The organism is Burkholderia sp. BCC1640, from assembly GCF_902833125.1.
GTDB lineage: Bacteria > Pseudomonadota > Gammaproteobacteria > Burkholderiales > Burkholderiaceae > Burkholderia > Burkholderia diffusa.
In genome coordinates this window covers 34,451-53,162 of record NZ_CADFEF010000010.1, presented here as the reverse complement: position 1 = coordinate 53,162, position 18,712 = coordinate 34,451, and the positions used below count along the sequence as shown (strand labels likewise).

16 protein-coding genes and 1 pseudogene are annotated in these 18,712 nt (G+C 67.8%); 9 read left to right on the top strand and 8 right to left on the bottom strand.

Features of this window, described 5'->3' with window-relative positions; all coding sequences use genetic code 11:
• Positions 1–213: 213 nt before the first annotated feature.
• Positions 214–2,160 carry a Xaa-Pro dipeptidyl-peptidase gene (locus HWX25_RS13160; protein WP_175908754.1) on the top strand — a complete coding sequence of 649 codons (1,947 nt, stop codon included), beginning with the start codon at positions 214–216 and terminating at the stop codon, positions 2,158–2,160.
• A gap of 288 nt (positions 2,161–2,448) precedes the next feature.
• Here the strand turns inward: HWX25_RS13160 and HWX25_RS13155 are convergent, their stop codons facing one another.
• On the bottom strand, positions 2,449–3,378 hold the full coding sequence (locus HWX25_RS13155) for a 2-hydroxyacid dehydrogenase (RefSeq protein WP_059688977.1): 930 nt from the start codon (positions 3,376–3,378) through the stop codon (positions 2,449–2,451).
• Positions 3,379–3,545: 167 nt separating this feature from the next.
• Here HWX25_RS13155 and HWX25_RS13150 point away from each other — a divergent pair, with 167 nt between their 5' ends.
• From HWX25_RS13150 to HWX25_RS13130, 5 genes are all read left to right on the top strand, one after another.
• Positions 3,546–4,469, top strand: a complete 924-nt coding sequence (locus HWX25_RS13150) for an ABC transporter substrate-binding protein (RefSeq protein ID WP_175908753.1) — start codon at positions 3,546–3,548, stop codon at positions 4,467–4,469.
• Positions 4,466–5,644 (top strand): ABC transporter permease, encoded by a 1,179-nt coding sequence (locus HWX25_RS13145; protein WP_175908752.1) that lies wholly within the window; start codon positions 4,466–4,468, stop codon positions 5,642–5,644. Before HWX25_RS13150 ends, HWX25_RS13145 begins: the two co-directional genes overlap by 4 nt.
• Complete coding sequence (locus HWX25_RS13140) at positions 5,641–6,582, top strand: ABC transporter ATP-binding protein (protein ID WP_175908751.1); 942 nt, start codon at positions 5,641–5,643, stop codon at positions 6,580–6,582. Before HWX25_RS13145 ends, HWX25_RS13140 begins: the two co-directional genes overlap by 4 nt.
• The gene (locus tag HWX25_RS13135) at positions 6,579–7,346 is read left to right on the top strand and encodes an ABC transporter permease (protein ID WP_175908750.1); all 768 of its coding nucleotides are present in this window, start codon (positions 6,579–6,581) and stop codon (positions 7,344–7,346) included. The genes HWX25_RS13140 and HWX25_RS13135 overlap by 4 nt, the downstream gene beginning before the upstream one ends.
• A 219-nt stretch (positions 7,347–7,565) precedes the next feature.
• Positions 7,566–8,234 carry a lytic transglycosylase domain-containing protein gene (locus HWX25_RS13130; RefSeq protein WP_175908749.1) on the top strand — a complete coding sequence of 223 codons (669 nt, stop codon included), beginning with the start codon at positions 7,566–7,568 and terminating at the stop codon, positions 8,232–8,234.
• Between the two features lie 67 nt (positions 8,235–8,301).
• Here the strand turns inward: HWX25_RS13130 and HWX25_RS33440 are convergent.
• The 7 genes and pseudogenes from HWX25_RS33440 to HWX25_RS13100 all read right to left on the bottom strand — a co-directional run.
• Positions 8,302–8,397, bottom strand: a pseudogene (locus HWX25_RS33440) (LysR family transcriptional regulator); the annotation flags it as partial.
• A gap of 57 nt (positions 8,398–8,454) precedes the next feature.
• Positions 8,455–8,895, bottom strand: a complete 441-nt coding sequence (locus HWX25_RS13125; RefSeq protein WP_059452158.1) for a dihydroneopterin aldolase — start codon at positions 8,893–8,895, stop codon at positions 8,455–8,457.
• On the bottom strand, positions 8,892–9,521 hold the full coding sequence (locus tag HWX25_RS13120) for a sarcosine oxidase subunit gamma (protein WP_059819576.1): 630 nt from the start codon (positions 9,519–9,521) through the stop codon (positions 8,892–8,894). Before HWX25_RS13120 ends, HWX25_RS13125 begins: the two co-directional genes overlap by 4 nt.
• Positions 9,511–12,522: a sarcosine oxidase subunit alpha family protein gene (locus tag HWX25_RS13115; protein ID WP_175908748.1), complete on the bottom strand. Its 3,012-nt coding sequence runs from the start codon at positions 12,520–12,522 to the stop codon at positions 9,511–9,513. Before HWX25_RS13115 ends, HWX25_RS13120 begins: the two co-directional genes overlap by 11 nt.
• Complete coding sequence (locus tag HWX25_RS13110) at positions 12,519–12,818, bottom strand: sarcosine oxidase subunit delta (RefSeq protein ID WP_059534095.1); 300 nt, start codon at positions 12,816–12,818, stop codon at positions 12,519–12,521. The genes HWX25_RS13115 and HWX25_RS13110 overlap by 4 nt, the downstream gene beginning before the upstream one ends.
• A 28-nt stretch (positions 12,819–12,846) precedes the next feature.
• Entirely contained in the window at positions 12,847–14,091 is a 1,245-nt protein-coding gene (locus tag HWX25_RS13105; protein WP_006480591.1) for a sarcosine oxidase subunit beta family protein, read from the bottom strand.
• Positions 14,092–14,106: 15 nt separating this feature from the next.
• Complete coding sequence (locus HWX25_RS13100; protein ID WP_059534094.1) at positions 14,107–15,492, bottom strand: L-serine ammonia-lyase; 1,386 nt, start codon at positions 15,490–15,492, stop codon at positions 14,107–14,109.
• Positions 15,493–15,753: 261 nt separating this feature from the next.
• On the opposite strand from HWX25_RS13100, the gene HWX25_RS13095 reads away from it, so the two are divergent.
• The 3 genes from HWX25_RS13095 to ltnD all read left to right on the top strand — a co-directional run bounded on the left by HWX25_RS13095 (position 15,754) and on the right by ltnD (position 18,709).
• Positions 15,754–16,827 carry a GlxA family transcriptional regulator gene (locus tag HWX25_RS13095; protein ID WP_059534345.1) on the top strand — a complete coding sequence of 358 codons (1,074 nt, stop codon included), beginning with the start codon at positions 15,754–15,756 and terminating at the stop codon, positions 16,825–16,827.
• Between the two features lie 203 nt (positions 16,828–17,030).
• Positions 17,031–17,735, top strand: a complete 705-nt coding sequence (locus HWX25_RS13090) for an FCD domain-containing protein (protein ID WP_059534092.1) — start codon at positions 17,031–17,033, stop codon at positions 17,733–17,735.
• Positions 17,736–17,818: 83 nt separating this feature from the next.
• Positions 17,819–18,709 carry an L-threonate dehydrogenase gene (ltnD, locus tag HWX25_RS13085; RefSeq protein ID WP_059466901.1) on the top strand — a complete coding sequence of 297 codons (891 nt, stop codon included), beginning with the start codon at positions 17,819–17,821 and terminating at the stop codon, positions 18,707–18,709.
• Positions 18,710–18,712: the final 3 nt, after the last annotated feature.

The window sequence follows — 18,712 nt, the reverse complement described above, 5'->3', positions numbered from 1 at the left end:
GTCTCACCTGGAAGGACGCGCGGCATGCGCACATTTACTTTGCAGTCCTGCATGACGTGCCGTACGAAGCCGCTGCTTTCCAGCTGGCACATATCGCACGGCGTTGTCCCGATGGTGCGGTTTTCTTGTCGTCGCATGCAGTAATCGGCCCGGCCCGCAGGGGGCGTATCGCGGAACGGTCGTATCCACACAATCAAAAGAACGAGGTCGGCAATGCAATTTCATTTCAGAGGATCGCGCCGCGCATGGCTACCCGCGCTCGTTGCAGCCGCGACGCTCGCCGCGTGCGGCGGAGATGACGGCGGCAGCGTGGCGGGCGTGTCCGCGCTCGCGCAAGGTCAAGGGCAAAACCAGGATCAGCAAGGTGACAATGCGCAAGGGCGCGTGTCGCCGTCCGGCGTCCCGTACGCGAATCCCGCCAGCGGCGGGCGCTACAAGCCGGTGATCGCCAACGGCCAGGTACAGCCGTCGCTATCCGGCGGCACGATCGAGGAAAACGCGTGGGTCGACACGCCGGTCGACTCCGACGGCGACGGCACGCGCGACCGCATTCACGTGCGCATCGTGCGTCCGTCGGAAACCGCCAACGGCGCACGCACGCCGGTCATCGTGCTCGCAAGCCCGTACTATGCAGGGCTCGCCGACAGCCCGAACCACGACGTCGACGTCGAACTCGACGGCACCCCGCATCCGGCCGCCACTGCGGCGGCGGCAGCCACCGGCGCCTCCGCGCGCATCATGGCCGCGGCGCCGCAGACGCGCATGCTGCAGCAGCTCGAGGCGGCCGCGGCCGGCCGTTCGTGGATCGAGGGCTACTTCATTCCGCGCGGCTTCACGATCGTCTATGCGGATTCGCTCGGCACCGCCGGTTCCGACGGCTGCCCGACGATCCTCACGCGCGACGAATCCGTCGCGATGGCGTCGGTGATCCGCTGGCTCGGCCGCGATGCCGCCGCGAAGGACGCGAGCGGCAAGCCGGTCGTCGCGAACTGGTCGACGGGCCACGTCGGCATGTACGGCGTGTCGTACGACGGCACGCTGCCGAAGATGGTCGCGAGCCTGCGCACGCGCGGGCTCGACGCGATCGTGCCGATCGCCGGCCTGTCGAACATGTACGGCTACTACCGCTCGGGCGGGCTCGTGCGCGCGCCGGAGGGCTATCAGGGCGAGGACGTCGACGTCTACATCAAGGCGCTGCTGACGAACGCGCATCCGGAGCGCTGCACGCACCTGATCGACGAGGCGTTGCAGCAGGAAGACCGCAAGACGGGCGACTATTCAGCGTTCTGGGCCGCACGCGACATTCCGACCGCACAGGCGGTCGCGCCGGCCCTCGTCGCGCAGGGGCTGACCGACGACAACGTGCGCGTCGACCAGTCGACGTCATGGTATCTGGCGATGCGGCGTCAGGGCGTGCCGACGCAGCTGTGGCTGCACCGCCTGAAGCACACCGACCCGACCCGCGTGCCGGCGATGGCCGATGCATGGACCGCCGAAGTGAACCGCTGGTTCACGCGCTACCTGATCGGCGTCGACAACGGCGTCGAACGCGATTCGCGCGCGGTGGTCGAGCAGGCCGACGGCACGCTGCTGAAGGAAGCCGACTGGGCCGCGCGGCACGCCACGCCGGTCGCGTACTTCGCGGGCGGCGACGGCACGGGCACCGGCACGCTGTTGCGGCTGCCGAGCGGCGGTCCGCTCGCGCGCTTCACCGACGATGCGTCGATCCCCGCGCTCACGCTGGCGAACGCCGCGACCGGCGAGCATCGCAGCCGCTTCGAGACGGCGCCATTCGCGGCCGCGACGCGCCTGTCGGGCACCGCGACCGCACGCGTGCGGCTGACCTTCACCGGCGTCGCGAACGTGACGGCATTGCTGGTCGACCGCGCACCGGATGGCTCGGCAACGATCGTCACGCGGGCATGGACCGATCCGCGCAATCGCGTGTCGGACTGGTTCTCGCAGCCCGTGCTGCCGGGGATGCCGTATGACCTGAAGCTGACGTTCATGCCGCGCGACTACAAGCTCGAAGCGGGTCACAAGCTCGGCCTCGTCGTGCTGTCGAGCGACAACGAGGCGACGCTGCGGCCAACACCGGGCACGGGGCTCGCGCTCGATCCGGCCGGCACCTCCGTGACGGTGCCGCTGGTTTCGTCCTGAGCCGGCGCGGTCGATCGGCACGACCGACCGCCATGCGCATGCGATCGCTCCGGATCGCATGCGCGTGACGCCGAGCGGAACGTACCGAAGGCGCCATGCGACTTTGCTTCACCGTCGCACGGCGCCGTTCTTCATCGGCAACGCGATCGCGTCAGCCATGCGACGCGCATTTCACAGCACTGAATTCGCGGCCGCGACGCAATTTTTTCTCTTGTTGGCGGGGCCGGTTCAACTTCGCGCCGGTGCGCCTTTCACCCCTTTCACCTTTCACACCCGGCGCCGCCCCGCTCATACCGGCGTCAGCACCGGCTCCCCCGCGAAATGCCGGGCGGCGTTGTCGAGAAACTGCTGGACCGAACGATCGAGCGCCTCCGGCGACCAGCCGCCCATGTGCGGCGTCAGCACGATATTGTCGAGCGCCGTGAGCGCGCGCGGCGGCTCCGGCTCGCCTTCGTACACGTCGAGCCCGGCGCCTGCGATGCGCCGTTCGCGCAGCGCATCCGCCAAAGCAGCGGTATCGACAACGCTGCCGCGCGACACGTTCACGAGAAAGCCGCCGGGGCCGAGCGCGTCGAGCACCGTGCGATCGATCAGATGACGCGTGCCCGCGCCGCCCGGCGTCGCGACGATCAGGAAATCGGCCCATTGCGCGAGCGCATCGACACGGTCGAAATAGCGATGCGGAACCTCCTTCGCGGAACGGTTGTGATAACCGATCTCGATGTCAAAGCCGGCCGCGCGCCGCGCGCATTTCTCGCCGATCTTGCCGAGCCCGACGATGCCGAGCTTCTTGCCCGACACGTTCGGCGGCATCTGCAGCGCGTCGCGCCATACGCCGGCGCGGGTGTTCGCATCGAGTTGCACGACGTTGCGCACCGCCGCCAGCAGCAGCGCAAACGCGTGATCGGCGACGCAATCGTCGTTGGTGCCCGCGCCCGTCACCACGGTGATGCCACGCGCCTTCGCATGCGCGACATCGATGTGCTCGTAACCCGCGCCGAGCGCGCTGACGAACGTGAGCTGCGGCAGACGATCGATTTCGGCGGCAGTGAGGCCCGTGCTGCCGTTGGTCAACACCGCGCGGATCGTGCTGCCGTGTTCGGCAATCGCGCGCGCGCGTTCATCGGCGGTCGGTGCATGATGGACGTCGTATGACGCGGCGATCTGGCGCTGCGCGTCGTCGCGCAGCGCGATAAGGACCAGCAGCTCAGGCTTCATGTCAGCAAATGTCCGCAGGCGGGAATGCGTTCCAGTGTAACAACGGCGCGTGACGCGTGCGGGTTACCCCCACGCGCGCTGTGGACGTGCCGCCGCACATGGTTTGCCAAAGCCGACTCAGTCAAGTAACTTTCGGCGTAACGTCCCCGTTCTGGAGATTGGCCCCGATGAAGCTCGCCCTGCCCGCCCGAATCCTGGGCCTCGCGTTCGCCGCCGCTATCGTGGCACCCGGCGCGCACGCCGACACGCCCGTCGTGGTGTCGTCGAAAATCGACACCGAAGGCAACCTGCTCGGCAACGTCATCGCACAGGTGCTGAAGGCCCATGGCATCCCCGTCACCGAAAAGATCGCGCTCGGCACGACCCCGATCGTGCGCAAGGCGCTCACGAGCGGCGAGATCGATATCTACCCCGAATACACGGGCAATGCGGCGTTCTTCTTCAACAAGGCCGACGATCCCCTGTGGAAGAACGCGAGCCAGGGCTACGACACCGCGAAGAAGCTCGACTATGCGGCGAACCATCTCGTCTGGCTCGAACCGGCGCCCGCGAACAACACGTGGGGCGTCGCCGTGCTCGCGCCGGTCGCGCAAGCGCAGCACCTGAAGACTTTCTCCGATTTCGGCAAGTGGATCGCGGGCGGCGGCAAGCTGAAGCTCGCGGCGTCGGCCGAATTCGTGAACAGCGCGTCCGCGCTGCCGTCGTTCGAGAAGGCGTACAGCTTCAAGCTGAAACCGGATCAGCTCGTCGTGCTGTCGGGCGGCGACACGGCCGCGACGATCAAGGCCGCCGCGAACCAGACCGACGGCGTAAACGCGGCGATGGTATACGGCACGGACGGCGGGATCGCATCGAGCGGCCTCGTCGTGCTCGACGACGACAAGCACGTGCAGCCCGTCTACGCGCCGACGCCGGTGATTCGCGAAGTCGTGCTCAAAGCGCATCCGCAAATCGCCGAATACCTGAAGCCGGTGTTCGCAAGCCTCGACCTGAAGACGCTGCAGACGCTGAACGCGCGCATCCAGATCAACGGCGAACCGGCCGCCGGCGTGGCAAAGAGCTATCTGAAGTCGAAAGGCTTCGTCAAGTGACGGGTCGCGCGGTGCCGTCCGCGCGGCGCGTCACGCTCGACAAGGTCGGCATCCTGATCGGTGTCCTGACGATCGTGGCGGTATTCGGCATGCCGTTCATGGTGCTTCGGCCGAACCGCATCGCGGCCGGCACGGGGCTGTCGGCGTTCGCCGCGCTGCCTGCCGTGCAGGGGGCCGCGCTCGCCGCGTTGTGGGTCGTCGGCGCGTTGTGGGCGATGACGGCGAGCCGTCCTGCATGGCGGCTCGCGGCCGGCTGCACGTGGCTCGCGACACTGGCCTACGCGGTCGGCGCCGCGGCGACGCACGTCGTTGCACCCGACGACGTGCTCGCACGCGTGTCGCCCGCGGCGGGCGCCTGGCTGCTGCTGTTCGCGTGGGCCGTGCTGGTGGCCGACGCACTCGCGCGGCTCGCATTCGGCCCGTGGCGCCGCCTTGTCGCACTCGTCGTCGCGATCGCAGCGATATCGCTGCCGCTCGCGAGCGGCTGGTGGGACGGCCTGTCCATGATGCGCGAATACGCTGTGCGCAGCGACGACTTCTGGCGCGAGGCAATCCGGCACGTGTCGCTCGCGGGCGGATCGGTCGCGGCCGCGCTCGTCGCGGGCCTGCCGCTCGGCATCGCGTGCGCGCGGGTCGCACCGGTGCGCACCGTCGTGATGCCGGTGCTCAATATCGTGCAGACGATCCCGAGCATCGCGATGTACGGGCTGATGATGGCGCCCCTCGGCCTGCTCGCCGCGCACGTGCCGCTCGCGGCCGCGCTCGGCGTCCGCGGGATCGGCGTCGCGCCGGCCGTGCTCGCGCTGTTTCTGTACTCGCTGCTGCCGATCGCGTCGAGCGTCGTGGTCGGGCTCGAGCAGGTGCCGCCGCATGTGACCGAAGCGGCTCGCGCGATGGGCATGACGCGCGCGCAGCGGCTGCTGCGCGTCGACCTCGTGCTCGCCTTGCCGGTGATCCTGAGCGGCGTGCGCATCGTGCTCGTGCAGAACATCGGGCTGACCGCGGTCGCCGCGCTGATCGGCGGCGGCGGCTTCGGCACCTTCATCTTCCAGGGGATCGGGCAATCGGCCGCCGATCTCGTGCTGCTCGGCGCGATCCCGACGATCGCGCTCGCGCTGGCGGCCGCCGTCGTGTTCGAAGCCGCGACCACGCTCGCGAAGGGACGTACCGCATGATCGAGATCGAACGCATCGGCAAACGCTTCGGCGACGTCGTCGCCGTCGACGACGTATCGATGACGATGAAGCAAGGCACGATCACCGCGCTCGTCGGTGCATCGGGCAGCGGCAAGTCGACGCTGCTGCGGATGATCAACCGGCTGATCGCGCCCACCGCCGGCACGATCCGCATCGACGGCGCCGACACCGCGAGCGTGCCGCCCGAGCAGTTGCGGCGGCGCATCGGCTACGTGATCCAGGGGCACGGCCTGTTTCCGCACTGGAGCGTCGCGCGCAACATCGCGACCGTGCCGCGCCTGCTCGGCTGGCCGGCCGCGCGCATCGACGCGCGCGTGCGCGAACTGCTCGACCTGTTTCATCTCGCACCGGCCGAATTCGCGGACAAGCTGCCGCACGAACTGTCGGGCGGCCAGCAGCAGCGCGTCGGCGTCGCACGCGCGCTCGCGGCCGAACCCGCGATGCTGCTGATGGACGAGCCGTTCGGCGCGCTCGATCCGATCATCCGCAACAAGGCGCAGGACGATCTGTACGCGCTGCAGCGCCGCCTCGGCATCACGGTCGTGATCGTCACGCACGATATCGAGGAAGCGCTGAAACTCGGCGACACGATCGCGGTGATGGACGGCGGACGGCTGCTGCAGGTCGCGCCGCCGGCCGAGATTCTCGGCAAGCCGGCCGCGGGTGTCGTCGAGCAGCTCGTCGCCGGCGTCGACCGGCCGCTGCGCCTGCTCGCGCTGACGCCGATCGACGCGGTAGCCGAGCCCGGCCGCGCCGATGGCGAACCGATCGCCGCGACGCGCACGCTGCGCGACGCGGTGTCCGAGCTGCTGTGGCGCGGAGCGGACGCATTGCCGGTCGATGACGGCAATGGGCGCGATGCGCCGCGCCGCATCACGTTCGACGCGATCCGCACACATGCGAGAAAACCAGCATGACGACGCGGCTCGCGCGTTCGCCCCTGCCGCAGCGGCTGCCCGCGCATGTCGCGCGCGCGGCCGCGTTCGCGCTGCTGCTCGTGCTGCTGTTGCGCCCCGCGTGGCTGCAGGGCGTGTTCGCACCGTTCGCGGACAACGGCGCGCCCGTCATCTACGATCGTGCGAGCCTGCTCGACCTCACGCTCGCGCATCTCGGCACCGTCGCGCTGTCGAGCCTGATCGGAACGGTGGTCGCGGTCGCGGCCGGCATCGCGGTGACGCGGCCGGCCGGCGCGGATTTCCTGCCGGTTGCGCGCAGCGTCGTCGACATCGGCCAGACCTTTCCGCCCGTCGCGGTGCTCGCGCTCGCGGTGCCGGCCGTCGGCTTCGGGTTGAAACCCGTGCTGATCGCGCTGGTTCTGTATGGGCTCCTGCCGATTTTCGAGAGCACGATCGCGGGGCTCGAAGACGTGCCGCGCGATGTCGTCGAAGCCGCGCGCGGGATGGGGATGAGCGGTTGGCAACAGCTGGTGTCGGTCGAGCTGCCGCTCGCGTTTCCGGTGATCGTGAACGGAATCCGGCTCGCGGTCGTGATCAATCTCGGCACCGCGACGATCGGGTCGACGGTCGCCGCGCGCGGGCTCGGCGACGTGATCATCGCGGGCCTGCAGACGTCGAACACAGCGTTCGTGCTGCAGGGCGGCGTGATCGTCGGGCTGCTCGCGGTGCTGGTCAGCGATGCGATCGGCGCGCTTGCACGGGTGGCGAGCGCGCGGCGTGCGTAGCACGCATCCGCGATCGCTATCCCGTGCATGAAATGGGGGACGCGAGAGAAAATCCGGCCGCGCTTCATCCGGACTCCGATACGTGTTGGTGCAACGATCAAGCCTGTCCGGAGCACGCGCCGACAAAAGCCTACATCACGCTTTCATTCAAGCCCGCGCTCGCACACGTCCGACAATTGGCCGATATACTATGCGCCTCTCATTTCCCCGCACTCCACCATGCGACGACGGTTTCTTTGGCTGATCGTGCTTTCGCTCGGCATCGCGCACCAGGCCTCGGCGCAGCAGGCGCCCGCATCGCCTGCCTCCGCGCCCGAAGCGGCCGCATCCGCGCCGGCCGACGCCTCGGCCCCGCTCGCGAACGATCAGCCCAACGAAGCAAACCGCCGCATCACGTCCTACCTGACGAAGAAATTCGGTGTCGCGAAAGAGCGTGCCGCGAAGCTCGCCGATATCGTGAGCATGACCGCGACGAAATATTCGCTGCCTCCGGCACTCGTTTACGCCATCATCTCGATCGAATCGCGCTTCCAGGAAAAGGCGCGCGGCCAGCATGGCGCGACCGGGCTGATGCAGGTGGTGCCTTCCGCGCACCGCGGCATGCTGCGCAACGTGAAAGACCTGACCGAACCGAATGCGAACGTCGAAGCCGGCTCGAAGATCCTGTCGGGCTATGTGCGGGCGGCCGGCGGCAACGTGCAGGCCGGGCTGAAAAGCTACGGCGGATCGAATGCGTATGCGGCGAAGGTGATGCAGCGGGTCGACACGTTCCGCTTCGTGCTCGAACCCGAAGACAGCGCGAAGAGCGCGAACGATACGAACGCGCGCATGGTGCCGGTCAGCGATCCGTCGACCGCGGCGCCCGCCGCGAGCCGCAACGCGAAGTAAGCGCACTGCGCACCGCACGTACGATCCTGAAGCGGCACGACACACGACGTTACACACCGACCGTCCATTACTCGCGCGCGAAATGCGCACGCAGAAACTCGATGAAATGCTGCGTTTTCGCAGGCAGCAAACGCGTTTCGGTCATCGCATGGACGGGAATCGGCGCGTCGTGACTTCGTCATGACGCGCCGCCTTGAAACGATACGGACTGCTCAGCCCGTCACAGCTGCCCCGCCGCCCCCGTCCACCGCAGGTAATCCCCACGCGTCCAGTCGAGCGACACGCCGACGCGCTTCGTCCCCGGCCGGATCTTCGGCTTGTACATCGACAGCGTCAGCGACTCCAGCGCGGGCCATTCGCGGAACGACATCACCGCGAGATCGGCGACGAGCGTTTCGAGCAGCCGCGTATGCGGCTTGTGCGACAGGAACGACGCGACGCGCGCGCAGTAGCCGTCGTAGTCGATCCACTCGCCCTGCTCGCTCGGCTCGCAGCGATACCCGAGCCGCGCATCGATCACGATCGGCTGCGGCGCCTCGTGCTCGTGCGCGTGGATGCCGATCCGCGCGGGCACCTTCAGTTCGTCGACGAACACGCTCCAGCCACGCCCGCGCAGGCGCGGCGCGTCGATCGCCACGAACGGTTCGTCGAACGGCTTCATGATACGAGCGGCGCCGCGGCGTCGAGCATGATGCGCACGAAATAGTCGGCGAAGCTGCGACGCAGGACGATTTCGAACGTATCGTCGCCGGTCGGGATCAGCGTGATCGGCGACTTGAAGTAGTGCGACTGCGCGCACTGGCCCGGCTTGAGCACGCGCGGATGCAGATCGAGCGGGCAGCCGCGCGCGATCACATCGCGCACGCGTTCGCCGCTGACCTCGACCACCGTGTAGCCGCTGCCGACGTCGACGGCCGCCGCATACGAACCCTGCACCGCCTCCGCGAGTTGTGCCTCGAGCACGCCCGCCTGCACGGGTCCGTTCGAACGCACGAGCCACTCGTCGGGACCGAGCCACAGCACGTCGTACTCGGCGCCGCGCGCCACCGTGTTCGGTGCCGACGGCGGCCGGCAGCCGACCACGCGCTCGAACGCGCTGACGAATGCCGGGTCGCTCAGCTCGCCGCGCACGTTCACGAGATCAAGAAACGCCCGCTCGCGCAGCAAGAACTTCTTCGACGCGCGCGCCTGGTGCGGCTTCAGCACATCGGCCGCGCCGACGAACGGCGATTCAAGCGTCACGCCCGCGCCCGCCACTTGCGACTGGTTTCTGGTTTCATTCCACATGCTGGCGCACCCCTTCGGTATCGTAGAAAACCGGGCTCGAGATCTTCGCTGTGATGCGCTTGCCGTTGGCCAGCGGAATCACGACGCTCTCGCCCATCTTGTTCAGGCCGCCCTTCACCACCGCCAGCGCGATCGAGCGCTTCAGGATCGGGCTGTAATAACTCGATGTCACGTGGCCGATCATCGGCGTCGGATCGACCGCCGACACCTGCGTGTCCTTCGCGATGATCTGCGCGCCTTCCGGCAGCACGAACTGTTCGTCCTCGGTCAGCAGGCCGACGAACTGCTTGCGGCCTTCCTTCTGCGTATCGGAGCGCGACAGCGAACGCTTGCCGAGGAAGTCCTTCGACTTCGCGACCACCCCGCCCATCCCGAGGTCGAACGGCGTGATCGAGCCGTCGGTATCCTGGCCGACGATGATGTAGCCCTTCTCCGCGCGCAGCACGTGCATCGTCTCGGTGCCGTACGGCGTGATGTCGAATTCGGCACCTGCCGCCATCAGCGCTTCCCACACCGCGCGGCCCGCATTGGCCGGCACGTTCACTTCATAGGCGAGTTCGCCGGAGAAGCTGATCCGCATCACGCGCGCCTTCGCGCCCGCGACGGTGCCGTTCCGGTAGCTCATGAACGGGAACGCCTCGTTGCCGAAGTCGATGTCCTGGCACACCTTCTGCACGACCTTGCGGCTCTTCGGGCCGACCACCGCGAACGTCGCCCAGTGATCGGTGACGGACGCGAGCCGCACCTTCATGTCGGGCCATTCGGTCTGCAGCCAGCGCTCGAGCCACGTGAGCACGCGCGCCGCGCCGCCGGTGGTCGTCGTCATCATGAAATGCTGGTCGGCGAGGCGCACCGTCACGCCGTCGTCGAACACCATCCCGTTTTCGTCGAGCATCAGCCCGTAGCGGCATTTGCCGATCTCGAGCTTGTTCCACGGGTTCGTGTACATCCAGTTCAGCAGCTTCACCGCGTCCGGACCCTGGATGTCGATCTTGCCGAGCGTCGACGCGTCGAGGATGCCGACGCTGTTGCGCACCGCCAGGCATTCGCGCTTCACGGCCGCATGCAGGTCCTCGCCGTTCTTCGGGAAATACCACGGCCGCTTCCAGTTGCCGACGTCTTCGAACATCGCGCCGTGCTCGACGTGCCATTCATGCACGGCCGTCTTGCGGATCGGGTCGAGGAAGTCGCCCGTCTCGCGGCCCGCGAACGTACCGAACGACACGGGCGTGTAGTTCGGGCGGAACGTCGTCGTGCCCGTTTCCGGAATCGTCTTGCCGAGCGCCTGCGCGAGGATCGCCATCCCGTTGATGTTGCCGAGCTTGCCCTGGTCGGTGCCGAAGCCCATCGCGGTGTAGCGCTTCACGTGCTCGACCGACTCGAAGCCTTCGCGCGCGGCCAGCAGGATGTCGGCGGCCGCCACGTCGTTCTGGAAGTCGACGAACTGCTTCGGCCCGCGTGCGGCGGCCTCGCGGCTGCCGACGAGCCACAACGGCTGCAGCGCGCCTTCGACGGTTTCCGCGACCTGCGGCGCGACGGGGCGCTGCGCGGCCGTGAAGCCCGCTGCCTTCGCCGCTTCGGCGCCCGCGTCGACCGCGAGCCGCAGCGCACGGGCGAGACCGAACTCGCCAGCGGCCGCACCGATGCTCGCTTCCGCCTGCACGGGCTTGCCCGGCAGGAAGCAGGCCTTCTCGTCGTTCCAGCACGCCTTGCCGCCCGACTGCGCGAACAGGTGCAGCACCGGGCTGAAGCCGCCCGACATCGCGACGAGGTCGCACGGCAGCGACTGCAGCTTGCCGCCGGTCTGGCCGTTCGTGTAGGACGCGACGTCGACCGACGATACGCGCCATTTACCCGAAGCAGCCGTCACGACCGCACCGCTCATCACCGTCACGCCCTGCCGCTTCGCGGCCGCGGGCAGCGCGCCGCTCGACGACGCACGCGAATCGACGACCGTCACCTTCGCGCCGCATGCCTTCAGGTCGAGCGCGGTCTGGTATGCACGATCGTTGTTCGTGAACACGACCACGTTGCGGCCCGGCAGCACGCCGTAGCGATGCACGTAGGTGGACACCGCGCCGGCGAGCATCACACCCGGCAGGTCGTTGTTGCCGAACACGATCGGACGCTCGTGCGCGCCGGTCGCGAGGATCACGCGCTTCGCGCGGACCTTCCACAGCAGCTCGCGCGTGCCCTTGCGCATCGACACCGGCTGGTGATCGGTCAGGCGCTGCGTGACCGTCACGAGGTTGTGGTCCTGATAACCGAACGCGGTGCTGCGCGACAGGATCGTCACGTCGGGCAGCTTGCGCAGTTCGGCCTCGATCTTCTCGACCCACTGCAATGCCGGCTTCGCATCGATTTCCGCGCGGCACGACAGCAGGCTGCCGCCGAGTTCGCGCTGGTCGTCGACGAGAATCACGCGTGCGCCGGCCGTCGCGGCCGCATGCGCGGCGGCGAGGCCCGACGGGCCACCGCCGACCACGAGCACGTCGCAGTGCGCGTAGCATTTGTCGTAGCGATCGGCGTCGAGCACCTCGGGCGCCTTGCCGAGGCCGGCGGCCTCGCGGATCTTCTCCTCGTACTTCGGCCACATGTTGCGCGGCCACATGAAGGTCTTGTAGTAGAACCCGGCCGGCATGAAGCGCGAGAACTTCTGGTTGATCGCGTACTTGTCGTTCTCGAGCGACGGCTCCGCGTTCACGCTCGTCGCGACGAGGCCCTGGTACAGCTCGATCTCGGTCGCGCGCGCGTTCGGCACCGTGTACGGGCCGGTCTCGAGCTGCACGACGGCATTCGGTTCCGCGACGTCCGCCGTCACGATCCCGCGCGGACGGTGGTACTTGAAGCTGCGCGCGACGAAGTGCACGCCGTTCGCGAGCAGCGCGGACGCGAGCGTGTCGCCCTGGAAGCCCTGATACGTGCGGCCGTTGAACGTGAACGTCAGCGGAATCGCGCGATTGATGCGGCCACCGGTGCCGAGGCGGTCTTTCTGGCTCATTTGCTCGTGCCCTCTTCGTGTGCGTTGCCGGCGGCTGCGCCGCCGAACTTTTCGTAGCCCTTGATATCGTAGGTCACCGTGTCGCGCGTGACCTTGAACCAGCGGCGGCAGCCCTGCGTGTGCAGCCACTGCTCGCGGTGGATACCGCGCTTGTTCTCGCGCATGAACACGTATTCGCCCCATTCGCGGTCGGTCATGTTCTCGTTCGCAACCGGGCGCACGATGTCGGCTTCACCGCCGCACGTGAACTCGGATTCGGCGCGCGGCCCGCACCACGGACATTCGATCAGCAACATGTTTCTTTCTCCTCGTTCAGTGCGGGGGTCAGTGCGCGACGGCGGCGGCGCCGTGCTCGTCGATCAGGTGGCCCGTGTAGAAGCGGTCGAGCGCGAACGGCGCGTTCAGCGGATGCGGTTCGTCGCGGGCGATCGTGTGCGCGAACACCCAGCCTGAGCCCGGCGTCGCCTTGAAGCCGCCGGTACCCCAGCCGCAGTTGAAGTAGAGGCCCTTCACGTCGGTCTTGGTGATGATCGGGCACGCGTCCGGCGACACGTCGACGATGCCGCCCCACTGGCGGTTCATCCGCACGCGCGAGAACACCGGGAACATCTCGACGATCGCCTGCAGCGTGCTTTCGATGATGTGGAAGCTGCCGCGCTGGCCGAAGCCCGTGTACTGGTCGATACCCGCGCCGATCACGAGGTCGCCCTTGTCGGACTGGCTGATGTACGCGTGCACCGCGTTCGACATGATCACCGAGTTGACCACCGGCTTGATCGGCTCGGACACCAGCGCCTGCAGCGGGTGGCTCTCGATCGGCAGGCGCACGCCGGCCATGTCGGCGAGCGTCGTCGTGTTGCCGGCTGCGACCACCGCGACCTTCTTCGCCTTGATGAAGCCCTTCACCGTATCGACGCCGACCACCGCGCCGCCTTCGCGACGAATGCCCGTCACTTGGCAGTTCTGGATTATGTCGACGCCGGCGCGGTCGGCGCCGCGGGCGAAGCCCCAGGCCACCGCGTCGTGACGCGCGACGCCCGCACGGCGCTGGATCGATGCGCCGAGCACCGGATAGCGGCTGTTGAGGTTGATCGTCGGCTCGATTTCCTTGATCTGCGCGGGCGTCAGGAATTCGGCGTCGACGCCGTTCAGGCGGTTCGCGTTCACGCGACGTTCGGTGTCACGCACGTCCTGCAGCGTATGCGCGAGGTTCATCACGCCGCGCTGGCTGAACATCACGTTGTAGTTGAGGTCCTGCGACAGCCCTTCCCACAGCTTCATCGCCTTTTCGTACAGCGCGGCCGATTCGTCCCACAGGTAGTTCGAGCGCACGATCGTCGTGTTGCGCGCGGTGTTGCCGCCGCCGATCCAGCCCTTCTCGAGGATCGCGACGTTCGTGATGCCGTGTTCCTTCGCGAGGTAGTACGCGGTCGCGAGGCCGTGGCCGCCGCCGCCGACGATCACGACGTCGTATTCCTTCTTCGGTTCCGGGCTCTTCCACTGCTTTTCCCAGTTCTCGTGATACGAGAGGCCGTTGCGGAACAGGCTGAATATCGAGTAGCGGCTCATGTTAGTGATCCTTCGTTAGCATTCGATGACGTTCACGGCAAGACCGCCGCGCGACGTTTCCTTGTATTTCGTCTTCATGTCGGCACCCGTCTCGCGCATCGTCTTGATCACCGAATCGAGCGATACGTAGTGCTGGCCGTTACCCTTGAGCGCCATCCGCGATGCGTTCAGCGCCTTGATCGCGCCCATCGCGTTGCGTTCGATGCACGGAATCTGCACGAGCCCGCCAACCGGATCGCAGGTCATGCCGAGGTTGTGCTCCATCCCGATCTCGGCCGCGTTCTCGACCTGGTCGGGCGTGCCGCCCATCACCGCGGCGAGCGCGGCCGCGGCCATCGAGCACGCGACGCCCACTTCGCCCTGGCAGCCGACTTCCGCGCCGGATATCGACGCCGTTTCCTTGTAGATGATCCCGATCGCGGCGGCCGTCAGCAGGAATTCGACGATGCCGGCTTCGTTCGAGCCCGGCACGAACTTCACGTAGTAGTGCAGCACCGCGGGGATCACGCCGGCCGCGCCGTTCGTGGGCGCGGTGACGACCCGGCCGCCCGCCGCGTTCTCCTCGTTGACGGCCATCGCATACAGGTTGACCCAGTCGAGCATCGACAGCGGATCGCGCAGCGACTCCTCCGAACGCGCCCGCAGGCGCCCGTTCAGTTCGGCCGCGCGGCGCTTCACGCGCATCGGGCCCGGCAGTTCGCCCTCGACCTTGCAGCCGCGCTCGACGCACGCGGCCATCGTGCGCCAGATCGCGAGCAGCCCGCCGCGCACCTCGTCTTCCGGACGCAGCGTGCATTCGTTGCGCAGCATCAGCTCGGCGATCGACAGCCCGTGTTCGCGGCACTGGCGCATCAGGTCGTCGCCGGTGCGGAACGGATACGGCACGTCGGCCGCAGCACGCACGCCGTTTACGCGATCGCCGTCGCGGTTCACGACGAAGCCGCCGCCGATCGAGTAATACTCCTTCTCGACGAGCAACTGGCCGTGCTCGTCGAACGCCTGGAAGCGCATCCCGTTCGGATGGACGATGCTGGTGCCGCTCATCAGCTTGCGATAGAAGCCGATGTTCTCCTTCTCGTCGAAGCGAATCGTCTGCTTGCCGAGCAGCGCCAGCGACTTCTCCGCGCGGATCGCCGCGAGCCGGGGCTCGATCAGGTCCGGATCGATCGTGTCGGGCAAATGGCCCTCGAGGCCGAGCAGCACCGCCTTGTCGGTGCCGTGGCCCTTGCCCGTTGCACCGAGCGAGCCGTATAGTTCGACCCGCACGCGGCGCACGAAGCCGAGCAGGTTCGCGTCCTCGATGTGCGACGCGAAGCGGCACGCGGCGATCATCGGGCCGACCGTATGCGAGCTGGACGGGCCGATACCGATCTTGAACAGGTCGAACGCGCTGACGTTCATCTGACTTCCTCTGGGTGGGCGTACGTGAAATGTCGTTGGCATCAGTACATCAAAGCGTAAAATTGGCCGATAGAACAAAAACGGCATCGGCGTGGGATACCGCCGCCAAGCCCCGCGCAGGACGGCCGGAAAGTGCGTTTTGACGATGATTGACGACGAAAAACCACAAGTCGGCCGGCGCGTGCGCCAGCCGGCAACCGTGCCCGCGAACAGACTGCAACGAGTGAGACCCGCCTTCCCGGCGTGACGAGATTGACCGCGATGACACCCGACGTACCCGCTTCCCCCCTCGCCGAACCCGCGCCGCAGCGCATCCGTTTCGGCATCGTGCTGCTGCCGAACTTCACGCTCACGGCCTTTTCGGGTTTCGTCGACATGCTGCGGCTGTCGGCCGACGACGGCGACTACAGCAAGCCGGTGCGCTGCGCGTGGAGCGTGATCGGCGAAACGCTGGCGCCGGTGCGCGCGAGTTGCGGGATCCAGATCACGCCGTGGGAAACCTTCGAGAGCGCCGAACCGTTCGACTACGTGGTCGTGGTCGGCGGGCTGCTGCATTCGGGGCCGCAAGCGGGCCCCGAAACGCTCGACTTCATCCGCCGCGCGGCGACGGGCGGCGCGACGGTCGTCGGGATCTGCACGGGCGTGTTCACGCTGATGCGCGCGAACGTGCTCGACGGCTACCGCACGTGCGTGAGCTGGTTCCACTACTGGGATTTCATCGAGCGCTTCCCGAACGCCGATCCCGACATGCTGATCGCCGATCGCCTGTTCGTGATCGACCGGCGCCGGATCACCTGCTCGGGCGGCCGCGCGTCGATCGACGTCGCCGCCGCGATCCTGCTGCGCCATTTCGATCATGCGACCGTGCAGAAGGCACTGCGCATCCTGCTCGTCGGCGAGATGCAGAAGGGCAATGCGCCGCAGCCGCATCCGCCGGGCCTCGAGCCGGCCACGCACCCGAAGGTCAAGCGCGCGATTCTCCTGATGGAACAGCATGTCGGCCGCGCACTGCCGCTCGAGGAACTCGCGTGCAAGCTCGACATGTCGACGCGCCAGCTCGAGCGGCTGTTCAAGGCCGAGACGGGCAAGAGCCCGCAGGCGTTCGCGAAGCAGGTGCGGCTGCGCACGGCCGCGTGGCTGCTGACCAGTTCCGACCGCACAGTCGCCGATATCGCGTCGAGTTGCGGGTTCGCCGACGCGTCGCACCTCGGCCGCGAGTTCCGCAAGCAGTTCGGCGTGCCACCGGCGACCTATCGCGAGCGCGGCGGGGACGGCGCAGAAGCCGGCGTGCCGGTGACCGCCGATTCCGATCCCGTCGAAGACATCGCCGACTGACGATCGCGCGCGCCGCCCGCGCGCGCCCTTTCCTTCTCCTGCCCGCGCCTTGGACCTCGCACGATCGCGGCATTTTCCCGCCATTTGGAACCGGTTCCAGTCGACTTGACCGACGTTGCAGCCCGTTAACCGAGGGTTATCCCGGATGCTGACGCACCTTCAAATTTGTATGATGACCACATCACCTTACAAACCAGAGCGCCATGTTCGAGAAGATTCCCGCCCGTGCGATGAGCGACCACGTCGCGCAGCAGCTGCTGAAGCAGATCGAAGTCGGCAGTTTCTCGGCCACCGGCAAGCTGCCGACGGAGGCCGTGCTCGCGCAGGAATTCGGCGTGAGCCGCACCGTGATCCGCGAGGCGATCTCGCGGCTGAAGAACGAAGGCGTGGTCGAGCCGCGCCAGGGCAGCGGCGTATACGTGAACCAGCACGGCGCGATCCGGCCGCTGCGGATCGACTACGCGGAAGCCGTCGAGGCGAGCTCGCTGCCGCACCTGCTCGCGGTGCGCCGCGCGATCGAGGCTGAAGTCGCGGCCGAAGCAGCGCTGCACCACACGGCCGACGACATGGCCGACATCGACGACGCATTGCGCAAGATCGACGACGCGGCGGCCGAAGGGCGCGACGGCGTCGCGGAAGACGTCGCGTTCCACCGCACGATCGCTGCCGTCACCGGCAACCCGTATTTCCTGAAGACCCTGCAGTTTCTGAACCAGTACCTCGAGGCCGGCGTGAAGGTCACGCGGCGCAACGAAGCGACGCGCGAGGATTTCTCGCGGCAGGTGCGCGAGGAACACGCGGCGATCGCCGACGCGATCCGCGCGCGCGACCCGATGGCGGCGCGCAACGCGGCGCGCACGCACATGTATAACGCCGCCCGCCGTCTCGCGGAAGCCGGCATCTGCTGATGAACGATTGCTGAATGCGGCGGCCCGGACCGAACCGGTGCCGTCGTTGTCCCGAACCTTTCCCGAATCGATCAAGGTTGACCATGTCACGAAATGTTGGAGTCATCGGCCTCGGCGCGATGGGCCTCGGCGTCGCCCGCTCGCTGCTGCGCGCGGGGTTCCGCGTGCACGCATGCGACGTGCGCGACACCGTGCTGCAGGCGTTCGCGGCCGAAGGCGGCGTGGCCTGCGCGAGCCCGGCCGAACTCGGCGCGCGATGCGATGTCGTCGTCACGCTCGTCGTCAATGCCGCGCAGACCGAAACGGTGCTGTTCGGCGAGCACGGCGCGGTCGCGGCGATGAAGCCGGGCGGCGTCGTGATCGCGAGCGCGACCGTCGCGCCCGACTTCGCGGTCGCGCTCGGCGCGCGCATCGAGGCCGCGGGCTTGCAGATGCTGGACGCGCCGGTATCCGGCGGCGCCGCGCGCGCGGCCTCCGGCGAGATGACGATGATGACGTCCGGCCCCGCCGCCGCGTATGCCGGCTGCGACGACGTGCTCGACGCGATCGCCGGCAAGGTGTACCGCCTCGGCGACGCGCACGGCATCGGCTCGAAGGTGAAGATCATCAACCAGCTGCTGGCCGGCGTGCATATCGCGGCGGCCGCCGAGGCGATGGCCCTGGGCCTGCGCGAAGGCGTCGACGCCGACGCGCTCTACGACGTGATCACGCACAGCGCCGGCAACTCGTGGATGTTCGAGAACCGCGTGCCGCACATCCTGAACGGCGACTACACGCCGCTGTCGGCCGTCGACATCTTCGTGAAGGACCTCGGCCTCGTGCTCGATACCGCGCGGCGCAGCAAATTCCCGCTGCCGCTGTCGGCCACCGCGCACCAGATGTTCATGAGCGCGTCGAGCGCCGGCCACGGCGGCGAGGACGATTCCGCCGTGATCAAGACTTTCCCCGGCATCACGCTGCCGCCCGCCCGCTGATTC

Bases quoted from the DNA above. Each gene is read 5' to 3' on its own strand.
- HWX25_RS13160 (WP_175908754.1), top strand. From the start codon at position 214: ATGCAATTTCATTTCAGAGGATCGCGCCGCGCATGGCTACCCGCGCTC.
- HWX25_RS13100 (WP_059534094.1), bottom strand. From the start codon at position 15,492: ATGAACGTCAGCGCGTTCGACCTGTTCAAGATCGGTATCGGCCCGTCC.
- HWX25_RS13110 (WP_059534095.1), bottom strand. From the start codon at position 12,818: ATGTTGCTGATCGAATGTCCGTGGTGCGGGCCGCGCGCCGAATCCGAG.
- ltnD (WP_059466901.1), top strand. From the start codon at position 17,819: ATGTCACGAAATGTTGGAGTCATCGGCCTCGGCGCGATGGGCCTCGGC.
- HWX25_RS13105 (WP_006480591.1), bottom strand. From the start codon at position 14,091: ATGAGCCGCTACTCGATATTCAGCCTGTTCCGCAACGGCCTCTCGTAT.
- HWX25_RS13095 (WP_059534345.1), top strand. From the start codon at position 15,754: ATGACACCCGACGTACCCGCTTCCCCCCTCGCCGAACCCGCGCCGCAG.
- HWX25_RS13120 (WP_059819576.1), bottom strand. From the start codon at position 9,521: ATGTGGAATGAAACCAGAAACCAGTCGCAAGTGGCGGGCGCGGGCGTG.
- HWX25_RS13130 (WP_175908749.1), top strand. From the start codon at position 7,566: ATGCGACGACGGTTTCTTTGGCTGATCGTGCTTTCGCTCGGCATCGCG.
- HWX25_RS13135 (WP_175908750.1), top strand. From the start codon at position 6,579: ATGACGACGCGGCTCGCGCGTTCGCCCCTGCCGCAGCGGCTGCCCGCG.
- HWX25_RS13155 (WP_059688977.1), bottom strand. From the start codon at position 3,378: ATGAAGCCTGAGCTGCTGGTCCTTATCGCGCTGCGCGACGACGCGCAG.
- HWX25_RS13125 (WP_059452158.1), bottom strand. From the start codon at position 8,895: ATGAAGCCGTTCGACGAACCGTTCGTGGCGATCGACGCGCCGCGCCTG.
- HWX25_RS13115 (WP_175908748.1), bottom strand. From the start codon at position 12,522: ATGAGCCAGAAAGACCGCCTCGGCACCGGTGGCCGCATCAATCGCGCG.
- HWX25_RS13140 (WP_175908751.1), top strand. From the start codon at position 5,641: ATGATCGAGATCGAACGCATCGGCAAACGCTTCGGCGACGTCGTCGCC.
- HWX25_RS13150 (WP_175908753.1), top strand. From the start codon at position 3,546: ATGAAGCTCGCCCTGCCCGCCCGAATCCTGGGCCTCGCGTTCGCCGCC.
- HWX25_RS13090 (WP_059534092.1), top strand. From the start codon at position 17,031: ATGTTCGAGAAGATTCCCGCCCGTGCGATGAGCGACCACGTCGCGCAG.